Source organism: Microbacterium sp. CCNWLW41 (assembly GCF_037083505.1).
Genome location: NZ_JBAOJP010000003.1, coordinates 218424 through 236452 on the forward strand (window position 1 = coordinate 218424; position 18029 = coordinate 236452).

General features: G+C 70.9%; 16 protein-coding genes and 1 tRNA gene. 12 read left to right on the plus strand and 5 right to left on the minus strand.

The window, feature by feature from the left end; all coding sequences use genetic code 11:
- Position 1: 1 nt before the first annotated feature.
- From V6R91_RS12690 to V6R91_RS12700, 3 genes are all read left to right on the plus strand, one after another.
- A complete protein-coding gene (locus tag V6R91_RS12690) occupies positions 2–631 on the plus strand; it encodes a thymidine kinase (RefSeq protein WP_271060798.1) in 630 nt (209 codons plus the stop codon).
- Positions 632–915: 284 nt separating this feature from the next.
- The gene (locus tag V6R91_RS12695; protein WP_271060797.1) at positions 916–1626 is read left to right on the plus strand and encodes a FadR/GntR family transcriptional regulator; all 711 of its coding nucleotides are present in this window, start codon (positions 916–918) and stop codon (positions 1624–1626) included.
- 13 nt (positions 1627–1639) lie between these two features.
- The gene (locus V6R91_RS12700) at positions 1640–2914 is read left to right on the plus strand and encodes an alpha-hydroxy acid oxidase (RefSeq protein WP_336395642.1); all 1275 of its coding nucleotides are present in this window, start codon (positions 1640–1642) and stop codon (positions 2912–2914) included.
- A 66-nt stretch (positions 2915–2980) separates the two neighbouring features.
- Here the strand turns inward: V6R91_RS12700 and V6R91_RS12705 are convergent, their stop codons facing one another.
- From V6R91_RS12705 to V6R91_RS12720, 4 genes are all read right to left on the minus strand, one after another.
- A complete protein-coding gene (locus tag V6R91_RS12705; protein ID WP_336395643.1) occupies positions 2981–3748 on the minus strand; it encodes an HAD-IIB family hydrolase in 768 nt (255 codons plus the stop codon).
- 107 nt (positions 3749–3855) lie between these two features.
- Positions 3856–3929, minus strand: a tRNA-Pro gene (locus tag V6R91_RS12710).
- Positions 3930–4158: 229 nt separating this feature from the next.
- On the minus strand, positions 4159–5088 hold the full coding sequence (locus V6R91_RS12715) for a metallophosphoesterase (RefSeq protein ID WP_336395644.1): 930 nt from the start codon (positions 5086–5088) through the stop codon (positions 4159–4161).
- On the minus strand, positions 5088–7649 hold the full coding sequence (locus tag V6R91_RS12720; RefSeq protein WP_336395645.1) for a transglycosylase domain-containing protein: 2562 nt from the start codon (positions 7647–7649) through the stop codon (positions 5088–5090). The genes V6R91_RS12715 and V6R91_RS12720 overlap by 1 nt, the downstream gene beginning before the upstream one ends.
- Before the next feature lie 76 nt (positions 7650–7725).
- Between V6R91_RS12720 and V6R91_RS12725 the strand changes: the two genes are divergently transcribed.
- Complete coding sequence (locus V6R91_RS12725) at positions 7726–7950, plus strand: hypothetical protein (protein WP_067247602.1); 225 nt, start codon at positions 7726–7728, stop codon at positions 7948–7950.
- A complete protein-coding gene (locus V6R91_RS12730) occupies positions 7947–8405 on the plus strand; it encodes a RidA family protein (RefSeq protein WP_067247606.1) in 459 nt (152 codons plus the stop codon). Before V6R91_RS12725 ends, V6R91_RS12730 begins: the two co-directional genes overlap by 4 nt.
- A gap of 362 nt (positions 8406–8767) precedes the next feature.
- Here the strand turns inward: V6R91_RS12730 and acs are convergent, their stop codons facing one another.
- Positions 8768–10738 (minus strand): acetate--CoA ligase, encoded by a 1971-nt coding sequence (acs, locus tag V6R91_RS12735; protein ID WP_336395646.1) that lies wholly within the window; start codon positions 10736–10738, stop codon positions 8768–8770.
- Between the two features lie 385 nt (positions 10739–11123).
- Between acs and V6R91_RS12740 the strand changes: the two genes are divergently transcribed.
- The 7 genes from V6R91_RS12740 (at position 11124) to tmk (ending at position 17892) form a co-directional block, all read left to right on the plus strand.
- Entirely contained in the window at positions 11124–12128 is a 1005-nt protein-coding gene (locus V6R91_RS12740; protein ID WP_336395647.1) for a TadA family conjugal transfer-associated ATPase, read from the plus strand.
- Positions 12122–13144 carry a type II secretion system F family protein gene (locus V6R91_RS12745; RefSeq protein ID WP_336395648.1) on the plus strand — a complete coding sequence of 341 codons (1023 nt, stop codon included), beginning with the start codon at positions 12122–12124 and terminating at the stop codon, positions 13142–13144. The genes V6R91_RS12740 and V6R91_RS12745 overlap by 7 nt, the downstream gene beginning before the upstream one ends.
- A 128-nt stretch (positions 13145–13272) precedes the next feature.
- Positions 13273–13542, plus strand: a complete 270-nt coding sequence (locus tag V6R91_RS12750; protein WP_442928120.1) for a DUF4244 domain-containing protein — start codon at positions 13273–13275, stop codon at positions 13540–13542.
- Positions 13542–14027: a TadE family protein gene (locus tag V6R91_RS12755; RefSeq protein WP_336395649.1), complete on the plus strand. Its 486-nt coding sequence runs from the start codon at positions 13542–13544 to the stop codon at positions 14025–14027. Before V6R91_RS12750 ends, V6R91_RS12755 begins: the two co-directional genes overlap by 1 nt.
- Positions 14027–14374: a helicase gene (locus V6R91_RS12760; protein WP_219086262.1), complete on the plus strand. Its 348-nt coding sequence runs from the start codon at positions 14027–14029 to the stop codon at positions 14372–14374. The genes V6R91_RS12755 and V6R91_RS12760 overlap by 1 nt, the downstream gene beginning before the upstream one ends.
- A 63-nt stretch (positions 14375–14437) precedes the next feature.
- Entirely contained in the window at positions 14438–17266 is a 2829-nt protein-coding gene (gene topA / locus V6R91_RS12765) for a type I DNA topoisomerase (RefSeq protein WP_336395650.1), read from the plus strand.
- Positions 17263–17892 carry a dTMP kinase gene (gene tmk, locus V6R91_RS12770; RefSeq protein ID WP_271061443.1) on the plus strand — a complete coding sequence of 210 codons (630 nt, stop codon included), beginning with the start codon at positions 17263–17265 and terminating at the stop codon, positions 17890–17892. The genes topA and tmk overlap by 4 nt, the downstream gene beginning before the upstream one ends.
- Positions 17893–18029: the final 137 nt, after the last annotated feature.

The following is an 18029-nucleotide window of genomic DNA, read 5'->3' on the forward strand; positions in this document are numbered from 1 at the left end:
CGTGGCGAAGCTGTACTTCCGCTACGGGGCGATGAACTCCGGAAAGTCGACGGCTCTGCTGCAGGCGGCGTACAACTACGAGGAGCGCGGTCAGCACGTGCTGCTGGCCAAGCCCGCGATCGACACGAAGGGCGCCTCCCAGATCGAGAGCCGGCTCGGGATGACGCGTGAGGTCGACTTCCTGATCGGGGCGGAGGACGACGCCCGAGCCCTCTTCCGGCGGGAGCGCGATCGCGTCCGTCGGGAGGCGACGGCGGGGCTGCTGCCGCAGGAGCCGGCGGACGTGGCGTGCCTGCTCGTGGACGAGGCGCAGTTCCTCGCGCCCGAACAGGTCGATGACCTGTTCCGGATCGCGGTGGAGGACGGGATCCCCGTGCTCGCATACGGCATCCGCAACGACTTCCTCACCCATGCCTTCCCGGGGTCTGCCCGGCTCCTCGCCATCGCGCACACGCTCGAGGAGCTCAAGACGATCTGCCGCTGCGGGCGCAAGGCGGTGTTCAACGGCCGTCGTGTGGGGGACGCGTTCGTCTTCGACGGGGAGCAGGTCGCGATCGACGGTGCCGCCGTGACGTACGAGTCCCTCTGCGGCGACTGCTATCTCCAGGAGTCCGGCGGCCGCCTGAGCTGATCCGACTCGGCGGATCCCGCGCGCCACCGGTCGTTGAGCGAGCGCAGCGAGACGAAACGCAGCACGTGCCCACCCGCCGGTCGTTGAGCGAGCGCACCGAGACGAAACGCGTCCCCTCCCACCCGGTCGTTGAGCGAGCGCAGCGAGACGAAACGCAGCACGTCTTCTCCCGCCCGGTCGTTGAGCGAGCGCAGCGAGACGAAACGCGCGCCATCCCACCCCGACCGCGGGCTTGCGTGGTCAGACCACACGGCATATCCTGTGGTCAGACCACAGGAGGATGTATGGCCGAGAGCGCGGACCCCCCGGTGCGCGCCTGGCGCGCGGTGCTCGAGCACGTCGAGCGCGACCTCCTCGACGGCCGCCTCGGTCCCGGCGACCGCCTGCCCTCCGAGCGCGATCTCGCCGCCGATCTCGGCGTCGGGCGGTCCAGCGTTCGCGAGGCGCTGCGAGTCCTCGAGGTCATGGGGCTCATCCGCACGGCCACGGGATCCGGTCCCCAGGCGGGCGCGATCGTGATCGCCGCCCCGGGAGGGGGCCTGTCCGCGCTGCTGCGTCTGCAGGTCGCCGCGCAGGGCTTCCCGATCGCCGACGTGGTACGGACGCGCCTGGTGCTGGAGGAGGCCGTGACGGCGATGGTCGCCGCGGATCCCGAGCGCGACACGACCGCTGCCCACGCGATCCTCGACGCGATGGACGCCCCCGGTCTGAGCAGGTCCGAGTTCCTGGCGCTGGACGCCCAACTCCACCTGGCGTTGGCCGAGGCCTCCGGGAACGCCGTCATCGCGGCGATGATGACCGGGCTGCGCGAGGCGATCGAGTCCTACGTGATCCAGGGATCCGCGGGCATCGAGGATTGGGACGCGATGGCCCAGGCGCTGCGTCACGAGCATCGACACATCATCCGGGCAGTGGACGAGGGGGAGTCCGTCGAGGCCTCCACCCGCGTCCGCGACCACATCCTCGGCTACTACGCCGCGACCGGCCTCACCTGAAGGAAGGGCATCCATGGCACCCCGCATCCCCCGTCAGCTTCCCAAGCCCGCGGAGATCTTCGAGCTGATGAAGTTCAAGGCGCCCGAGCTGGACGGCACCAAGCGCCGTCTCGACTCGGCGCTGACGATCGCCGACCTGCGCACGATCGCGAAACGGCGCACCCCGAAGGCGGCCTTCGACTACACCGACGGCGCGGCCGAGGGCGAGCTGTCGCTGGCGCGGGCCCGTCAGGCGTTCGAGGACGTCGAGTTCCACCCCGGGATCCTCACGCCGGCACCCGACCTGGACACGTCGACGACGATCCTGGACGGTCCCAGCGCGTTGCCGTTCGGGATCGCCCCCACCGGCTTCACCCGCCTCATGCAGACCGAGGGGGAGATCGCCGGTGCGGGTGCCGCCGCCGCGGCCGGGATCCCGTTCACGCTCTCCACCCTCGGGACCACCTCGATCGAGGGCGTCAAGGCGGCCAACCCGACGGGTCGCAACTGGTTCCAGCTCTATGTGATGCGTGATCGCGAGATCTCCTACGGTCTCACCCGCCGCGCGGCCGACGCGGGCTTCGACACGCTGATGTTCACCGTCGACACCCCGGTCGCGGGGGCGCGTCTGCGCGACAAGCGCAACGGCTTCTCCATCCCGCCGCAGCTGACCCTCGGCACGATCATCAACGCGATCCCGCGTCCGTGGTGGTGGTTCGACTTCCTCACGACCCCGAAGCTGGAGTTCGCCTCCCTCAGCAGCACGGGCGGCACCGTGGGCGAGCTCCTGGACGCCGCGATGGACCCGACGATCAGCTACGAGGACCTGGACGTGATCCGCGGCCTGTGGCCGGGCAAGCTCGTCGTCAAGGGCGTGCAGACGGTGGACGACGCCGCGCGGCTGAAGGACGCGGGCGTCGACGGGATCGTGCTGTCGAACCACGGCGGCCGTCAGCTCGACCGTGCGCCGATCCCGTTCCACCTGCTGCCGCACGTGCGCCGTGAGGTGGGGGAGGACTTCACTGTCATGATCGACACGGGGATCATGAACGGTGCCGACATCGTGGCGTCCGTCGCGCTGGGCGCCGACTTCACGCTCATCGGCCGCGCATACCTGTACGGGCTGATGGCCGGCGGGCGCCGCGGAGTGGACCGGACGATCGCGATCCTCCGCAGCGAGATCGAGCGGACGATGCGCCTGCTCGGCGTCTCCACGCTGGCGGAGCTGGAGCCCGCGCACGTCACGCAGCTGACGCGGATGGTGCCCGTGTCTCCGGCCGTCGCGGAGTCGGTCTCACCCGGTCGCTGAGCGACCGCCGCGAGCCCCCTCCGGTCGTTGAGCGAGCGCAGCGAGTCGAAACGCGCTGCCCCCTCGTCAGCGGCGGGGGAGCGTCGGCAGCAGGGCGTCCAGGTGGTCCGCGGTGTCCTCCCAGCCCTCCACGGCCACGCAGGGGACGCCGAGAGCCTTCACGGGGTAGTCGTTGCCGCCCTCGTCCAGCCGGTCGCCGTAGAAGAGCATCTCGCCGTAGGGGATGCCGGTGTGCTCGGCGAGCTCGCCCATGCCGTACGCCTTGTCGATGCCGGCGCGGGTGATGTCGATCGAGGTGGAGCCGCCGGAGCGGACCTCCAGGTCGGGCAGGCGCGGCGCCACGGCGTCGCGCAGGGCGCGGCGCTTGGCGCCGTCCGGGTCCCACGCCTTCTTCGCGTCGCCGGGAGCCTTCTGCCCGAGCGCGGAGAACGTCACCTGCGACCCGCGGTCCTCCAGGATCGGCCCCCACGGCTCGGCCTCCCAGAGGCCGAGCCGACGTGCCTCCTCCTCCAGGGCCCGGAGCGCCTCAGCGGTCTGCTCCGGAGTGAGGTCGCGGGCGTAGACGAGCGTGAAGTCGTCGCCGTCGTGGCGCAGGTAGCGCGTGCCGCAGGTGGGCATGAGGTGGATCCGGGCGAGCGTCGCCGTGTCGACGTCGGTTCCGAGCTGCGAGACGACCTGCGTGCGGAACTGGTCCTCGTTTCCGCCGGAGATGATCGCGACCTCGACCCGGGACGCGAGGTCGATCAGCAGGCGGGCGATCCGCGGATCGATCGGGCTCTTCGAGGGCGCGAGGGTATCGTCGAGGTCGAAGGCGACCAGGCGCGGTGCAGTCATGGTGTGCTCAGCTTATCCGGCGGATCTGGGCTTTCCCGCTCGGCGTCGGGGCCGGAGCGGGGGAGAACGAGAGAGGGACCGATCCGTGGATCGGTCCCTCTGATGTGTCGGGGTGACAGGATTTGAACCTGCGGCCTCTTCGTCCCGAACGAAGCGCGCTACCAAGCTGCGCCACACCCCGTGGCAACCGTTCGAGTCTATACCGAAAACCGCGTGCGTCCGAATCGAGTCACCGCCCGGGAGCGTTGCGCGGCCGTCCGAGGTCCGGCTCCTGGTCGGCGTCGAGTATGACGAACCGGCGCGACACGACTGTGTTGTGGTGGCTCCCGAGGGCGTGGACTGCTTCCGCGACGCGCCGGATGCGCCGTCGTCCCCCGAGCCCTGCGGATGTCAGAGGCGCCGCAGAACCGTCAGGCCTTCGCCGTGAGGGTCAGGAGGGTCGCCTCGGGGCGGCAGGCGAAGCGCACCGGAGCGTAGATCGAGTGTCCGCAGCCGGCGCTCACGTTCAACGGGACGCGGTGCGCGCCGTGGCTCCAGGTGCTCAAGCCCTTGGCCTGCCTGAGCGGGATGTCGCAGTTGGCGACGAGGGTGCCGAATCCGGGGAGACAGACCTGGCCGCCGTGCGTGTGGCCGGCGAGGACGGCGTCGGCGCCGAGGTCGACGAGCCCGTTGAGCACCCGCTGATACGGCGCATGGGTGACGCCCAGGACCGGGACGCCCGCGGGACGCGGGCCGAGGGCGTCGATGGCGGAAGGGAGAGCGTCGAGGTCGTCCCAGTCGCGGTGCGCATCGCCGACGCCGACGAGGTCGAGTCTCCGTCCGCCGACCTCCAGCGTCGCGGCGGTGTTGTCGATGCCCGCCCAGCCGATCTCGTCGGTGAGGAACCGGTCGAGGGCCGCGGTGTCGAGTCGCTCGGCGTCCGGGACGTCTCGCGAGGGGCTGAGGAAGTACCGGAACGGATTGCGCGGTGCGGGGACGAAGACGTCGTTCGAGCCGTGCACGAAGACGCCGGGCACGCCCGCAAAGGGGGCGAACGCGCGCCGGATCCCTTCCAGGCCGTCGCGGTGACCCAGGTTGTCCCCGGTGTTGACGACGAGGTCCGGCTTCAGATCGGCCAGAGAAGCGAGCCAGCGCTGCCGACGCTCCTGCCACGGGGCCATGTGCGCATCGGACACGTGCAGGATCCGCAGGGGAGCGGAGCCTGGCGGGAGCGCCGGGACGGAGACGTGCCGCACCGTGTACAGGTGTCGTTCGATCCCCACGCCCCAGATGACCGCGGACACGCCGACGGCCCCCACCGCGCCGAGCGCGATGAGGGCCGGGTGCGCCGGACGTGCCACTACGGGCAATTCTGCTTCGAGTAGTTCAGTCGGACCGTGGCACCCTTGGCGACCGATGTCCCGGCCGGCGGGTCCGTCGTCGTCACCTTCGCGCTTCCGCCACCGGCCGTGCATTCACCCATGATGCCGACCAGTCCGGCCTGCTGAAGGGCTTCCACCGCCTTGTTCGGAATCTGCCCGCTCACATCGGGCACGGCGGTGCCTTGCCCATTGCTCGGCGAGATCGTGACCACGGTGCCGCCGGTGACCTGGCCGGCACCGGGATCCTGCGCGGCGATGACCCCCGGTGCCAGATTGCTGTTCACAGGGGCGCCGATGGTGTAGTCGAACCCGGCGCTCTCGAGCCGACGCACCGCGTCCTCCTGGCTCATGCCCACGACGTTCGGCAGGTCCACGTAGACCGGCTTGAGGCTGCTGCTCGGCGGATCGGGGAACGGATCGCCGCCGGCCGTCACGATGTTCGCGGCTCCCTGGAAATCCCGTCCCAGCGGGAATCGGATGTCCGGGACGTTGTTGCCGTTGACGTAGAACTCGTTGAGGTTCTGACCGTCGCCGTCGGCCTGGCCGACCCAGATCGCCGTGGCAGCCTTCGTGCTGGACTCGACCAGCATCGTCTGGGCGTTGTTGTGCGTTCCGGTCTTGCCAATGAGCGGAGTCCCGTCATACGGATTGCCGTTCGAGCCGGTGCCGCCCTCCATCACGCCCTGGAGCGCGTAGGCCGTCGCCGCGGCGATCTCAGGTTTGAGCACCTCACGGCACGTGCTGTCGGGGAGCTGCAGCTCTTCTCCGCCGGGTCCGACGACCTTGTCGATCGCGTGCGGCGGGCAGTAGACGCCCTTGTTGGCGATCGTCCCATAGACGGACGCCATATCGACGGGCGCGATCGCCTTCGAGCCGAGGACGTCGAACGCGCCGAGATCGTACGAGGTGTCCGTGACGCTACGGCCGTTGCCGAACTTCACACCCATCCGCTCCGCCACCGCGTTGATCTCACAGACGTCGAGCCTTTCGGCCATCGCCGCGAACCCGGTGTTGAGGGATGCCGCCGTGAACTGCAGGATCGAGCCGGTGTAGCCCCGGTTCCCCCCAGCGTTGCCCACGTCTCTGGGCAGGATGAGCTGATCGCCGTTGCAGGACAGCTTGAAGTCGCGATTCGTCGCGTTGAGGGTCTCGCGGAGAGAGTGCCCCTTCTCCAGCCAGTCGATCAACGTGAAGACCTTGTAGGTCGACCCGACCGAGAAGCCGGTGGACCCCCCGTGGTTGATATCGCCCGCATACACCAGGGAGGTGAAGCCGGGGGCGGGGTTCGACTCGGTGAAATTGGTGTTCTGGACGATGGAGAGGATGCGGCCGCTGTCCGGCTGCACGGTCACCCCGGCGGCGCCGAATGCGGTCATGCCCTCGACGGTGGGCTCCGTGTACTCGTCCATCGCGGCGAGCTGCCGGTCCTGGATGTCGAAGTTCAGGGAGGTGTAGACGTCCAGACCGCCCTTGAGGAGCTTCTCCTGGCGCTCCTCCCAGGTCTCGCCGAAGGCCGGGTCGTTCTCCAGCGTGGCGCGCACGTACTGGCAGAAGTACGCGTAGCCGCCCGCGTCGCCACAGCCCTGGCTGGGCGTGCTGATCACGGGCGTGATCGGCTCCGCGTGCGCCGCGTCGTACTGCTCCTGGGTGATCTTGCCGTCGTCGAGCAGACGCCCCAGCACGTAATTGCGGCGGACGAGCGTCTCGGAGTAGCCGTCCGCGGCGCCGTTCACCTCGTTGTCCGGCTGGTCGATCCGGTACTCGTTGGGGTTCTGCACCATGCCGGCGAGGGTCGCCGCCTGGTTCAGGGTGAGGTTCGCGGCGGACGTGCTGAAGTAGCGCTGCGCGGCGGCCTCGATGCCGTACGTGGTGCCGCCGAAGCTGACGAGGTTCAGGTACCCGATGAGGATGTCGTTCTTCGAGTACGTCTTCTCGATCTGCATGGCGTAGCGCATCTCCTGGAGCTTGCGCTGGATGCCCTGGGAGCCGTCCGAGTTCGCCGCCGCGTTCCAGCAGTCCTCGAGCTGCTGGTCGCGCTCCTCCTGCGGCAGGTTCAGCTTGACCCCGCGCTCGCACTCCTGGAGCTGCACGTTCTTCACGTACTGCTGGCTGATCGACGAGGCGCCACGGGTGGACGAACCGCGGAGGTTGTCCACGAGGGCCTTGGTCGTGCCCACGAGGTCGATCCCGCCGTGGCTGTAGAAGTTCTTGTCCTCACTGGACAGCAGCGCGTCGTACATGACGGGCGCGACCTGGTCGAAGTTCAGCGGGATGCGGTTCTGGTCGTAGAACCGCGCGAGCTGCCGCTGGCTGCCGTCGCGATCCGTCGCATAGATCGTCGTCGCCTCCATCGGCCGGTCGACCTCGAGGTTGGAGGGGAGGTTCTCGAACAGGTCGATCGACTGCGCGGCCGCGGCGCCGGCGACGGTGAACACCGGGGTCACGCTCGCGGTGACGAGGACGCCGGCGACGGTGCTGAGACCGACGAGCCCGGCCAGGCCGCCGAGCACACCCTTCAGCGTTCGTTTGGACTGAGGCATACGCTAGATCGTAAGGGAAGACCCTGAGTACCGTCTCTGACGCGCGCGCGTGCGCGTCCCTTCCGGCAGGAGAGCCATGACCACGTGGGAGTACCTCACCACCCCGCTGCTGATCCACAACACCGCAGCGATCCTGAACAACTGGGGCAAGCAGGGCTGGGAGCTCGTGCAGGTGGTGCAGGGACCCGAAGGGGGTCTCGTCGCCTACCTCAAGCGTCCGGTGAGCGAGGAGGGCACCGCCAACGCCGGCCTCGCCGCGGCCGCCGAGGCGTCCCGCCAGTTCGAGGGAGGCGCGCAGTGACCGTCTCCGCCCGCCTCGCCGAGCTCGGCATCGAGCTTCCCGCCGTCGCGGCGCCGGTCGCCGCCTACGTTCCGGCCGTGGTGCACGGCGGCGTCGTCTACACCGCGGGCCAGCTCCCGTTCCAGGACGGCGCGCTGCCGGCGACCGGGAAGGTCGGCGCCGAGGTGACCCCCGAGGACGCCAAGGGGTACGCCCGGATCTGCGCGCTCAACGCCCTGGCCGCCGCCGCGGACGCCGCTGGCGGGGTCGACCGGATCGCCGGCGTGCTCCGGGTGGGCGGGTTCGTCGCCTCCGACCCGTCGTTCCCCGGACAGCCGGCGGTCATCAACGGCGCCAGTGAGGTACTCGGCGAGATCTTCGGCGACGCGGGGCGCCACGCCCGCGCGGCCGTGGGCGTCTCCGTCCTGCCGCTGGACAGCCCGGTCGAGGTCGAGGTCTCCTTCCTCCTCGCCTGATCCAGCGTGACGTCCCCGCTTGCGGGCTGCCTGGGGGCCCAGGCGGCTCGCCGGATCAGGCGGACGCGGGAGATCAGGCGAGCAGGCTCGCTTCTTGCCTGATCTGGCGTGAGTGCCTGATCTGGTGTGATTGCCTGCGTGCTGCGGCCTGGCGCTCCGCCCGCACGCCGGATCAGGCGGACGCGCGAGATCAGGCGACAAGTCTCGCTTCTCGCCTGATCCGGTGCGAATGCCTGACCTGGCGGGAGTAGCTGAGCACCGCGGCCCTGAGCGCGGAAGCATTCGCGTCGCGGCGACACCTGCGCGCGGGACAACGCGAGAGCCCCGCGTCCGACCGGACGCGGGGCTCTCGCTGTTGTGACCTACTTGACCTGCGCCGAGATCACGCTCATCACGGCGGTGTCCGCGAGCGTCGTGGTGTCGCCGACCTCGCGGCCCTCCGCGACGTCGCGCAGCAGACGCCGCATGATCTTCCCGGAGCGGGTCTTGGGCAGCTCGCCCACGATGTACACGTCGCGGGGACGGGCGATCGGGCCGATCTGCTCGCCCACCCAGACCCGCAGCTGCGCCGCGAGGCCTTCGGGGGAGTGGGCGTCGAGATAGCTCTGCTTGATGATGACGAACGCCACGACCGCCTGGCCCGTGGTCTCGTCCGAGGCACCGACGACGGCGGCCTCGGCCGTCGCCTCATGAGCGACGAGCGAGGACTCGATCTCCGCCGTGGAGAGGCGGTGACCGGAGACGTTCATCACGTCGTCCACGCGGCCGAGCAGCCACAGGTCGCCGTCCTCGTCCAGGCGCGCACCGTCGCCGGCGAAGTAGTAGCCCTGGTCCTCGAACTTCTCCCAGTACGTCTCCTTGAAGCGCTCCGGGTCGCCCCAGATGCCGCGGAGCATGCTGGGCCACGGCTCGGTGATCACCAGCAGCCCGCCGTTGCCGTTGCCGACCTCGGCGCCGGACTCGTCCACCACGTCGATCGAGATGCCCGGGAGCGGCACCTGGGCGGAACCGGGCTTCGCCGCCGTGATGCCCGGCAGCGGCGACACCATGATCGCCCCGGTCTCCGTCTGCCACCAGGTGTCGACGATCGGCGTGCGGTTGCCGCCGATGACCTCGCGGTACCACATCCACGCCTCGGGGTTGATGGGCTCGCCCACGGAGCCCAGCACGCGCAGGCTCGTCAGGTCGAACTCGTTCGGGATGCCGCGGCCGAGCTTCATGAACGAACGGATCGCGGTCGGCGCCGTGTAGAAGATCGTCACGCCGTACTTCTGGATGATCTCCCACCAGCGCCCGGGGTGCGGCGTGTCGGGGGTGCCCTCGTAGAGCACCTGCGTCGCCCCGTTGGCGAGCGGGCCGTAGGTGACGTACGAGTGCCCGGTCACCCACCCGATGTCGGCCGTGCACCAGAACACGTCGGACTCGGGGTGCAGGTCGAACACGTTCTTGTGCGTGTACGCCGCCTGGGTCAGGTATCCGCCCGAGGTGTGCAGGATTCCCTTCGGCTTCCCCGTCGTGCCGGACGTGTAGAGGATGAACAGCGGGTTCTCCGCGGGGAACGCCTCGGCGGTGTGGTCGGCCGAGGCCACCGGGACGACGTCGTGGTACCAGAGGTCCCGGCCCGGATCCCACTCGACTTCGTTCTCGGTCCGCTTGACCACGAGCACGTGTTCGACGGTCTGCTGCTCGCCGTCTCCGCGATCGCTGAGGGCCTGGTCCACGGCGGGCTTGAGGGGCGAGACCCGGCCCTTGCGGTAACCGCCGTCGGCCGTGATGACGAGGCGGGCCCCGGCGTCGTCGATGCGCGAGCGCAGGCTGTCCGCGCTGAAACCGCCGAACACGACGGAGTGGATCGCGCCGACGCGTGCGACCGCGAGCATGGACGCGATGGCCTCGGGGATCATGGGCAGGTAGATCGCGACCCGGTCGCCGTGGCCGATGCCGAGATCGGTCAGCACGTTCGCGAGGCGCTTGACCTCGTCGGTGAGCTCGGCGTAGGTGATGCGTCGTTCGTCGCCCGGCTCACCCTCCCAGAGGATCGCGACGCGGTCGCCGTTCCCGGCCTCGACGTGCCGGTCCAGGCAGTTGTACGCGACGTTGAGCTCGCCGTCCGCGAACCACTTCGCGAAGGGCGGCGTGCTCCAGTCCAGCACCTGAGTGAACGGGGTGTGCCAGTGCAGGAGCTCGCGGGACTGCTCGGCCCAGAACCCCTCCCGATCGGCGGCGGCCCGGTCGTAGAGCTCGGGCTTGGCGATCGACTGGGCGGCGAACTCCGGCGACGGGGGGAACCGGCGGTCCTCGTTCAGAAGGTGGTCGATCTGGCTGCTGCTCATGATGAGGAGGCGCTCCTTTGCGGCACGGGTGTTGCGGGGTCGCGACGGGACCGCGACATCGGGAATCTAGCCCTGCGGCGTGATCCGAGAGTACCGCCGAAAGTCGGTAGGCGAATGGGTTTTGTCAGACCCCTTACGTTGCGTATGCTGACCCACGGCCGAATTAACGATTCCGGCTTCACGCCGCGATTCCCCCGATCGCGCGCGTCTCTGGGCGGCATCCCATTCCCCCCGTGGGGTGCCGCCCTCTCTCCGTCGTGGGAGCGCTCGCACGCTCCTCGGCCGGCCATGCGTCTCGTCCTCCACGGAGGCGGATCCGGACGCGTTGTGCACCGCTGGTGTCCGGCCGTCTCCACGGCCGCGCGCCGGTTCCTAGCCTCGGCGTATGTCTGGTCCTTTCGTCATCGTCCCGCGCGGCGGGGAGGGGGATCCGCTCGTCGCGGCCCCCGATCCCGTCGCTCTCGATCCCGCCTTCGGGGATCTCGCCGTGCATTGCGCCGACGAACGCGTGACCGACCTCTTCGTCAACGGCGCGGACGGGCTGTTCGTCGACCGGGGCGCCGGTATCGAGCGGGTCTCCGGGTGGTCGGCCTCCGAGCGCGAGGTGCGCGACCTCGCCGTGCGGCTGGTCGGCGCCGGCGGGCGCCATCTCGACGACCAGTCCCCGTGCGTGGACGTTCGGCTCGGCTCGGGCATCCGGGTGCACGCGGTGCTCGCACCGGTCTGCACCGGCGGCACGGCGGTGTCCGTGCGGATCCCGCGCGTCCGCGCTGCGGACCTCGACGACCTGGTGGCTCTCGGCGGGCTCGGGCCGGAGAGCAGGTCCTGGCTCGAAGGCGCGGTCCGTGACCGCGAGAACCTCCTGATCACGGGCGGGACCGGCACAGGCAAGACCACCCTGCTGTCCGCGCTGCTGGCGCACGTCCCCTCCGCCGAGCGCATCGTCACGATCGAGGACGTGGCCGAGCTGCGGCCGCGGCACCCGCACCATGTGGCGCTCGAAGCGCGGCAGCCGAACCTCGAGGGCGTCGGCGGGATCACCGTGTCCCGCCTTCTGCGCGAATCGCTGCGGATGCGTCCCGACCGACTGGTGGTGGGCGAGTGCCGCGGCGAGGAGATCCGAGACCTGCTCACCGCGCTCAACACCGGTCACGACGGCGGCGCCGGCACCCTGCATGCGTCGGGACTGGCCGACGTCCCGGCCCGGCTGGAGGCGCTGGGAGCGCTGGCCGGAATGGATCCGCCGGCGTTGGCGCGACAGGCGGTGAGTGCGTTCTCGTTCGTGCTGCACCTCGTCCGGGGGTCCGACGGGACGCGCCGGCTGGCGCATGTCGGACGCCTCCGCCTGGAAGAGGATCGCCTCGGCATCGAGGAGGTGCGACCGTGGTGATCGCGGTGCAGCGCCGCCGCGCGGCGGGCCCGTCCGCGGTGGCGGTGCCGGTGCCCGAGGCGGTGCGCACGCTCGCGGTGCTGCTGCAGGCCGGGGCCGCGCCGCTGTCCGCGTGGCGCCACCTCGCCGACGCCGGGATCCCCGAGGCGGACGAGGTCGTCTCCGGCGTCGAGGGCGGGCGAGGGATCGCCGACGCCCTCCGGGAGACGAGCGTCGCGGCGGAGCCCCGCGGCGGCCCTCGCGGGCGCCGACGGACCGATGATCGGCAGCGGCGGGGAGCCGCGTGGCGTCAGGTGGCATCGGCATGGGCGATCGCCGCCACCGTCGGCGCGCCGCTCGGCGACACGCTCCGCGTGATCGCCGACTCTCTCGACGACGCGGAGGCGACCCGCGACGATGTGCGGATCGCCTTGGCCGAGCCGGCCGGAAGCGCGCGGCTCATGATGTGGCTGCCGGTCGCGGGCCTTCTCCTCGGCACGGCACTCGGCTTCGACACCCTCGTCGTCCTCCTGACGAACCCGATCGGGATGACGTGCCTTGCGGTGGGGAGCGGCCTGATCGGGGCGGCGCGGATCTGGACGACCTCCCTCGTCCGGGCCGCCGAGCCGCCTCCGGACGTGCCCGGCATCCGCGCGGAGCTCCTGGCCATCGCGCTCGCCGGCGGCGCGTCCATCGCTCGGGCCCGCGCCCTCCTGGCCGACGAGGGCGATGCGGCGGCCCCGACCTCGAACGGCGCGGCCGCCCGTGGCGGTCCCGGCGACGGACCCGACGACGCGATCGACCGGGTCCTGCGGCTGGCCGAAGCGGCGGGGGTGCCCGCCGTCGAGCTGCTCCGAGCGGACGCGACCCGGGCCAGGCGCGAGGCGCGGGTCGCAGGACGCACGAGCGCCGCCCGGCTTTCGGCCCGTCTCCTTCTTCCGCTGGGCGTGTGCACGCTGCCCGCCTTCCTGCTGCTCGGAGTCGCGCCCCTCGTCCTCAGCGTGCTGACGACGACCCCGTTGCCCGTTCCGCCGTGACGAGCGGGCGACGTCGCGCCCGGAGCGGCGCGGCGGCGCGGCGGAGCGGTGCGGCGGAAGACCCCGCGACGGACTCCCGAGAAGAGCCCCCATAAGAAGAGGTACACCCGAGGAAAGGAAACACCACGATGACCGATGCACGAACGACCCCCTGCCCAGCGACCACGTCCTCCCGGAGGGCCCGGTCCGCACCGACGAGCGCACCGCCGCTTCCCCCACTGACCCGCCGGCGTTCGGCCGCGCTCTTCGGCGACGATCGCGGCGCCGCGACGGCGGAGTACGCGATCGCCACGATGGCGGCCGTGGCCTTCGCCGGTCTGCTGGTCGTCATCATGCGATCGGACGAGGTGCAGGGCATCCTCACCGACCTGGTCCGTCGCGCCCTCACGGTGTCCTGATGCCGCGGTCCGCTCGGTCCCGCTCACGGGGGCCGGGCGCACCGGGGCTCCGGCCGGGCCTGGCCTCGCCTCCCTCGGGGCAGGCGACCCGGGACCCGACCGGGGACGCGGTCCGTGGCGAGGGGCGCGGCGCGGACGTCGGCTCGGCTCGAGGGGCAGGGCAGCGCGGCGCGGCGACCGCGGAGCTGGCGGTCGCCCTGCCCCTCGTCGTCGGCGTGCTGCTGTTCGGCGTGGCCGTGGCGGGTGCGGGGGTCCGCCAGGTGGCGCTGCAGGATGCGGCCGCCGATGCCTCGCGACTGCTCGGCCGCGGAGAGGGCGACGCCGTCGCCGCCGCCGCGGTGTCACGGGTGGATCCCGCAGCCGGGATCTCCGTGCACCGTGCGGACGACCTCGTGTGCGTCACGGCGTCCGTCGATCTGCCCCTCTTCGCCGGGTGGGTACTGCCGATCCGGGCGGGCAGCTGCGCGCTGGACGGCGGGCGCTGATGGCGGGCACGATCCTGGCCGCCGGGTCCGCGACGGTCGCGGCAGGGCTCGTGGTGGGGGCGGCGGTGCTCGCCGGGGCGGCCACGACCGCGCAGCGTGTGACGTCGGCCGCGGACGCCGCGGCGCTCGCCGCAGCCGACGTCGTCTCCGGCGCTGTTCCGCTCGCCGCCGACCCCTGCGCGGTCGCGGAGCGGGTGGCCGCCGCATCGGGAGCGACCCTGGAGTGGTGCCGCCTCGACGACGGCCCGGGCGTGGCGACCGTGCAGGTTTTCGCGGCGTACGCTGGTATCACCGCCGCCGCCCGATCCCGAGCAGGCCCACCCGAGGCCGCTGCGGGCGGCGGATGAACCGCATGAGGACGACCTCCTCAGGGCGGTGTGTATGGTGTGCTTCGAAGAAAGGACGCACCCGTGGCGCAAGGCAAGAAGCTCGTCATCGTCGAGTCCCCGACGAAGATGCGCTCGATCCAGGGTTACCTCGGCGACGGCTACGAGGTGCTCAGTTCGGTCGGGCACATCCGCGACCTCGCGGACAAGAAGGACATCCCCGCCTCCGACAAGCAGGCGTATGGGAAGTACTCGATCGACGTCGAGAACGACTTCGACCCGTACTACGTCGTCAGCGACCGCAAGACGAAGACGGTCGCCGAGCTCAAGCGCGCGCTCAAGAACGCCGACGAGCTCCTGCTCGCGACCGATGAGGACCGCGAGGGCGAGGCCATCGCCTGGCACCTCCTGGAGACGCTCAAGCCCAAGGTGCCGGTCAAGCGCATGGTGTTCCACGAGATCACCAAGGACGCGATCCAGGCGGCCGTGGGAAACACGCGCGAGCTCGACCTCGCTCTGGTCGACGCCCAGGAGACCCGCCGCATCCTCGACCGCCTCTACGGCTGGGATGTGTCTCCGGTGCTCTGGTACAAGGTGAAGTCCGGGTTGTCCGCCGGGCGTGTGCAGTCCGCGGCGACACGCATGATCGTGGACCGCGAGCGCGAGCGGATGGCCTTCGTCTCCGTCGAGTACTGGGACGTCGACGCCCAGGCGGCTGCGGGAGCCGGTACCGGGTTCCGGGTCCGGCTGGTGCGCGTCGACGGCGGGCAGCTCGCCCGGGGGACCGACTTCGACGACTCAGGGAAGCTCAAGAAGGCCGTCGTCGTCCTCGACGAGGCGCGGGCGCAGGCGCTCGCCGCCGCGATCGAGGACGCCGGATCCGGCACCGTCACCAAGGTCGAGGCGAAGCCCGGCACGCGCAGCCCCTACGCCCCGTTCACCACCTCCACCATGCAGCAGGAGGCGGGGCGCAAGCTCTCGATGACCGCGAAGCAGGCGATGAGCGTCGCCCAGCGGCTGTACGAGAAGGGGTACATCACCTATATGCGTACGGACTCGACCGCGCTGAGCAGCCAGGCCGTCCAGGCGGCCCGCGAGCAGGCGGTTGCGCTCTACGGCGATGCGTCGGTGCCGCTCAAGCCGCGCGTCTACAAGTCGAAGAGCAAGAACGCGCAGGAGGCGCACGAGGCCATCCGCCCGTCGGGGGAGCACTTCCGCACGCCCGCCTCGCTGGCGAGCCAGCTCGACCGCGAGGAGCAGCGGCTCTACGACCTCATCTGGAAGCGCACGGTCGCCAGCCAGATGGCGGACGCGAAGTACGAGACGACCACGGTCACCCTCGCGGTGGACGCGTCCGGGCAGTCCGCGGAGTTCACCGCGTCCGGAACCGTGTACACCTTCAAGGGGTTCCTTGAAGCGTACGAGGAGGGCCGCGACGAGAAGCGCGGCGAGGACGCGAACGCGGAGAACCAGTCCCTCCCTGCCGTCGCCGTGGGCGACGAGCTCGCCGTCTCGGACGCGCAGGCCAAGTCGCACCGGACCACGCCGAAGCCCCGCTACACCGAGGCCTCGCTGGTGAAGGCGCTGGAAGAGCACGGCATCGGCCGCCCTTCGACGTTCGCCAGCATCATCGGCACCGTCATCGATCGCGGGTACGCCACCAAGCGCGGCCAGGCCCTCGTGCCGACGTGGCTGGCGTTCAGCGTCGTGCGGCTCATGGAGCAGCACTTCTCGGATCTGATCGACTACGACTTCACCGCCTCCCTGGAGGACGATCTCGACGCCATCGCCCGGGGCGAGCAGAAGCGCGTCGAGTGGCTGCGCTCGTTCTACTTCGGCTCCGACGCCCACGTCGGGCTCCGGCAGATCGTCGACAACCTCGGGGAGATCGACGCACGCGCCCTCAACGCGACGCGGATCACCGACACCGCGACCCTCCGCTTCGGCAAGTACGGCCCCTACCTGGAGGTCGTCGACCCGGCGAACCCCGACGCCAAGCCGCGCATCGTCAACGTCCCGGAGGACCTCGCCCCGGACGAGCTCACCGCGCAGAAGGCGCAGGAGCTCATCGACGCGCCGGTCGCGGGCGATCGGGTCCTCGGGGAGAACCCGGAGAACGGCAAGGTCATCGTCGTCAAGGACGGCCGGTTCGGTCCCTACGTCCAGGAGAACGACCCGGAGCCCGAGGAGCAGGTCGACGAGGCCACCGGCGAGATCCTGCCCGCCGCGGCGCCCGCGAAGAAGTCGACGAAGAAGAAGGAGGCCGCGCCGAAGCCGCGCACCGCCTCGCTCCTGCGTTCCATGTCGGTCGACACGATCGACCTGGAGACGGCGCTGAAGCTGCTCAGCCTTCCCCGCGTCGTCGGCGTGGATCCCGCGACGAACGAGGAGATCACCGCGCAGAACGGACGGTTCGGTCCGTACCTGAAGAAGGGCACGGACTCCCGCTCCCTGGAGTCGGAGCAGCAGATCTTCGACATCACGCTGGAGCAGGCGCTGGAGCTCTACGCCCAGCCGAAGTACGGCGCGCGGCGGGCGTCGAGCGCGCTCGCCGAGTTCGAGGCGGATCCGGTCAGCGGCAAGCCGATCCGGATCCGCGACGGACGCTTCGGCCCGTACGTGACGGACGGCGAGACCAACGTCACGATCCCGCGCGGCCAGCAGCCCAGCGACATCACCTTCGAGATCGCCGTGCAGATGCTCGCCGACAAGCGCGCGAAGGGCCCTGCTCCCAAGCGCGGCCGTGCGGCCGCGACGAAGAAGGCGCCGGCCAAGAAGGCTCCCGCGAAGAAGTCCGCCGCGAAGGCGCCCGCCAAGAAGTCCGCGGCGGAGGTGTCGGCGGCGCGGTCGGCGGCCGCGAAGAAGGCGGCGGCGACCCGCGCGGCGAACGCGAAGAAGAAGGCGGATTCATGACCCCAGGGCGCGGGCTCTGGATCACGTTCGAGGGCGGTGACGGCTCGGGCAAGACGACGCAGGCGACGCTGCTCGCCGATCGCCTCCGGGGGCAGGGGCGCACCGTCGTGCGCACCCGGGAACCCGGGGGCTCGGAGGTCGGCGTCCTCATCCGCGACATCGTGCTCCACCACCGCGGCGACATCGCGCCCCGCGCCGAGGCGCTCCTCTACGCCGCCGACCGGGCGCACCACGTCGCCACCGTCGTTCGTCCCGCTCTGGACCGGGGCGAGGTCGTGATCCAGGATCGCTATCTGGACTCCTCGGTCGCCTACCAGGGTGCGGGCCGCGTCCTCGACGGCGACGAGGTCCGCGGACTGTCGCTCTGGGGCGCGGAGGGCGCGCTTCCCGACCTCACCGTGCTGCTCGACCTCGATCCCGTCGTCGCCCGGGCACGCCTGGACGCCGACGACAAGCCGTTCGACCGCCTGGAGGCGGAGCAGGAGGAGTTCCACGGACGGGTCCGCGCGGCGTTCCTCGCCCTCGCGGACGCGGAGCCCGAGCGGTTCCTCGTGCTGGATGCGACCGACGACCCGCAGACGATCGCCGCCCGCGTGGCGGCACGGGTCGACGACCTCGGGGCCTGATCCCTTCTCCGTCCGGAGTCGGGGCGCGTTCCGGGAGGAATGGGCCCCACGACGAGCCCCGAACGACCACGGCGGACCCCAAACCCGGAGGCGAGGGGGATGAGAGGGGACGAGGGGAGGGAGTGTCGGGTGGCGCG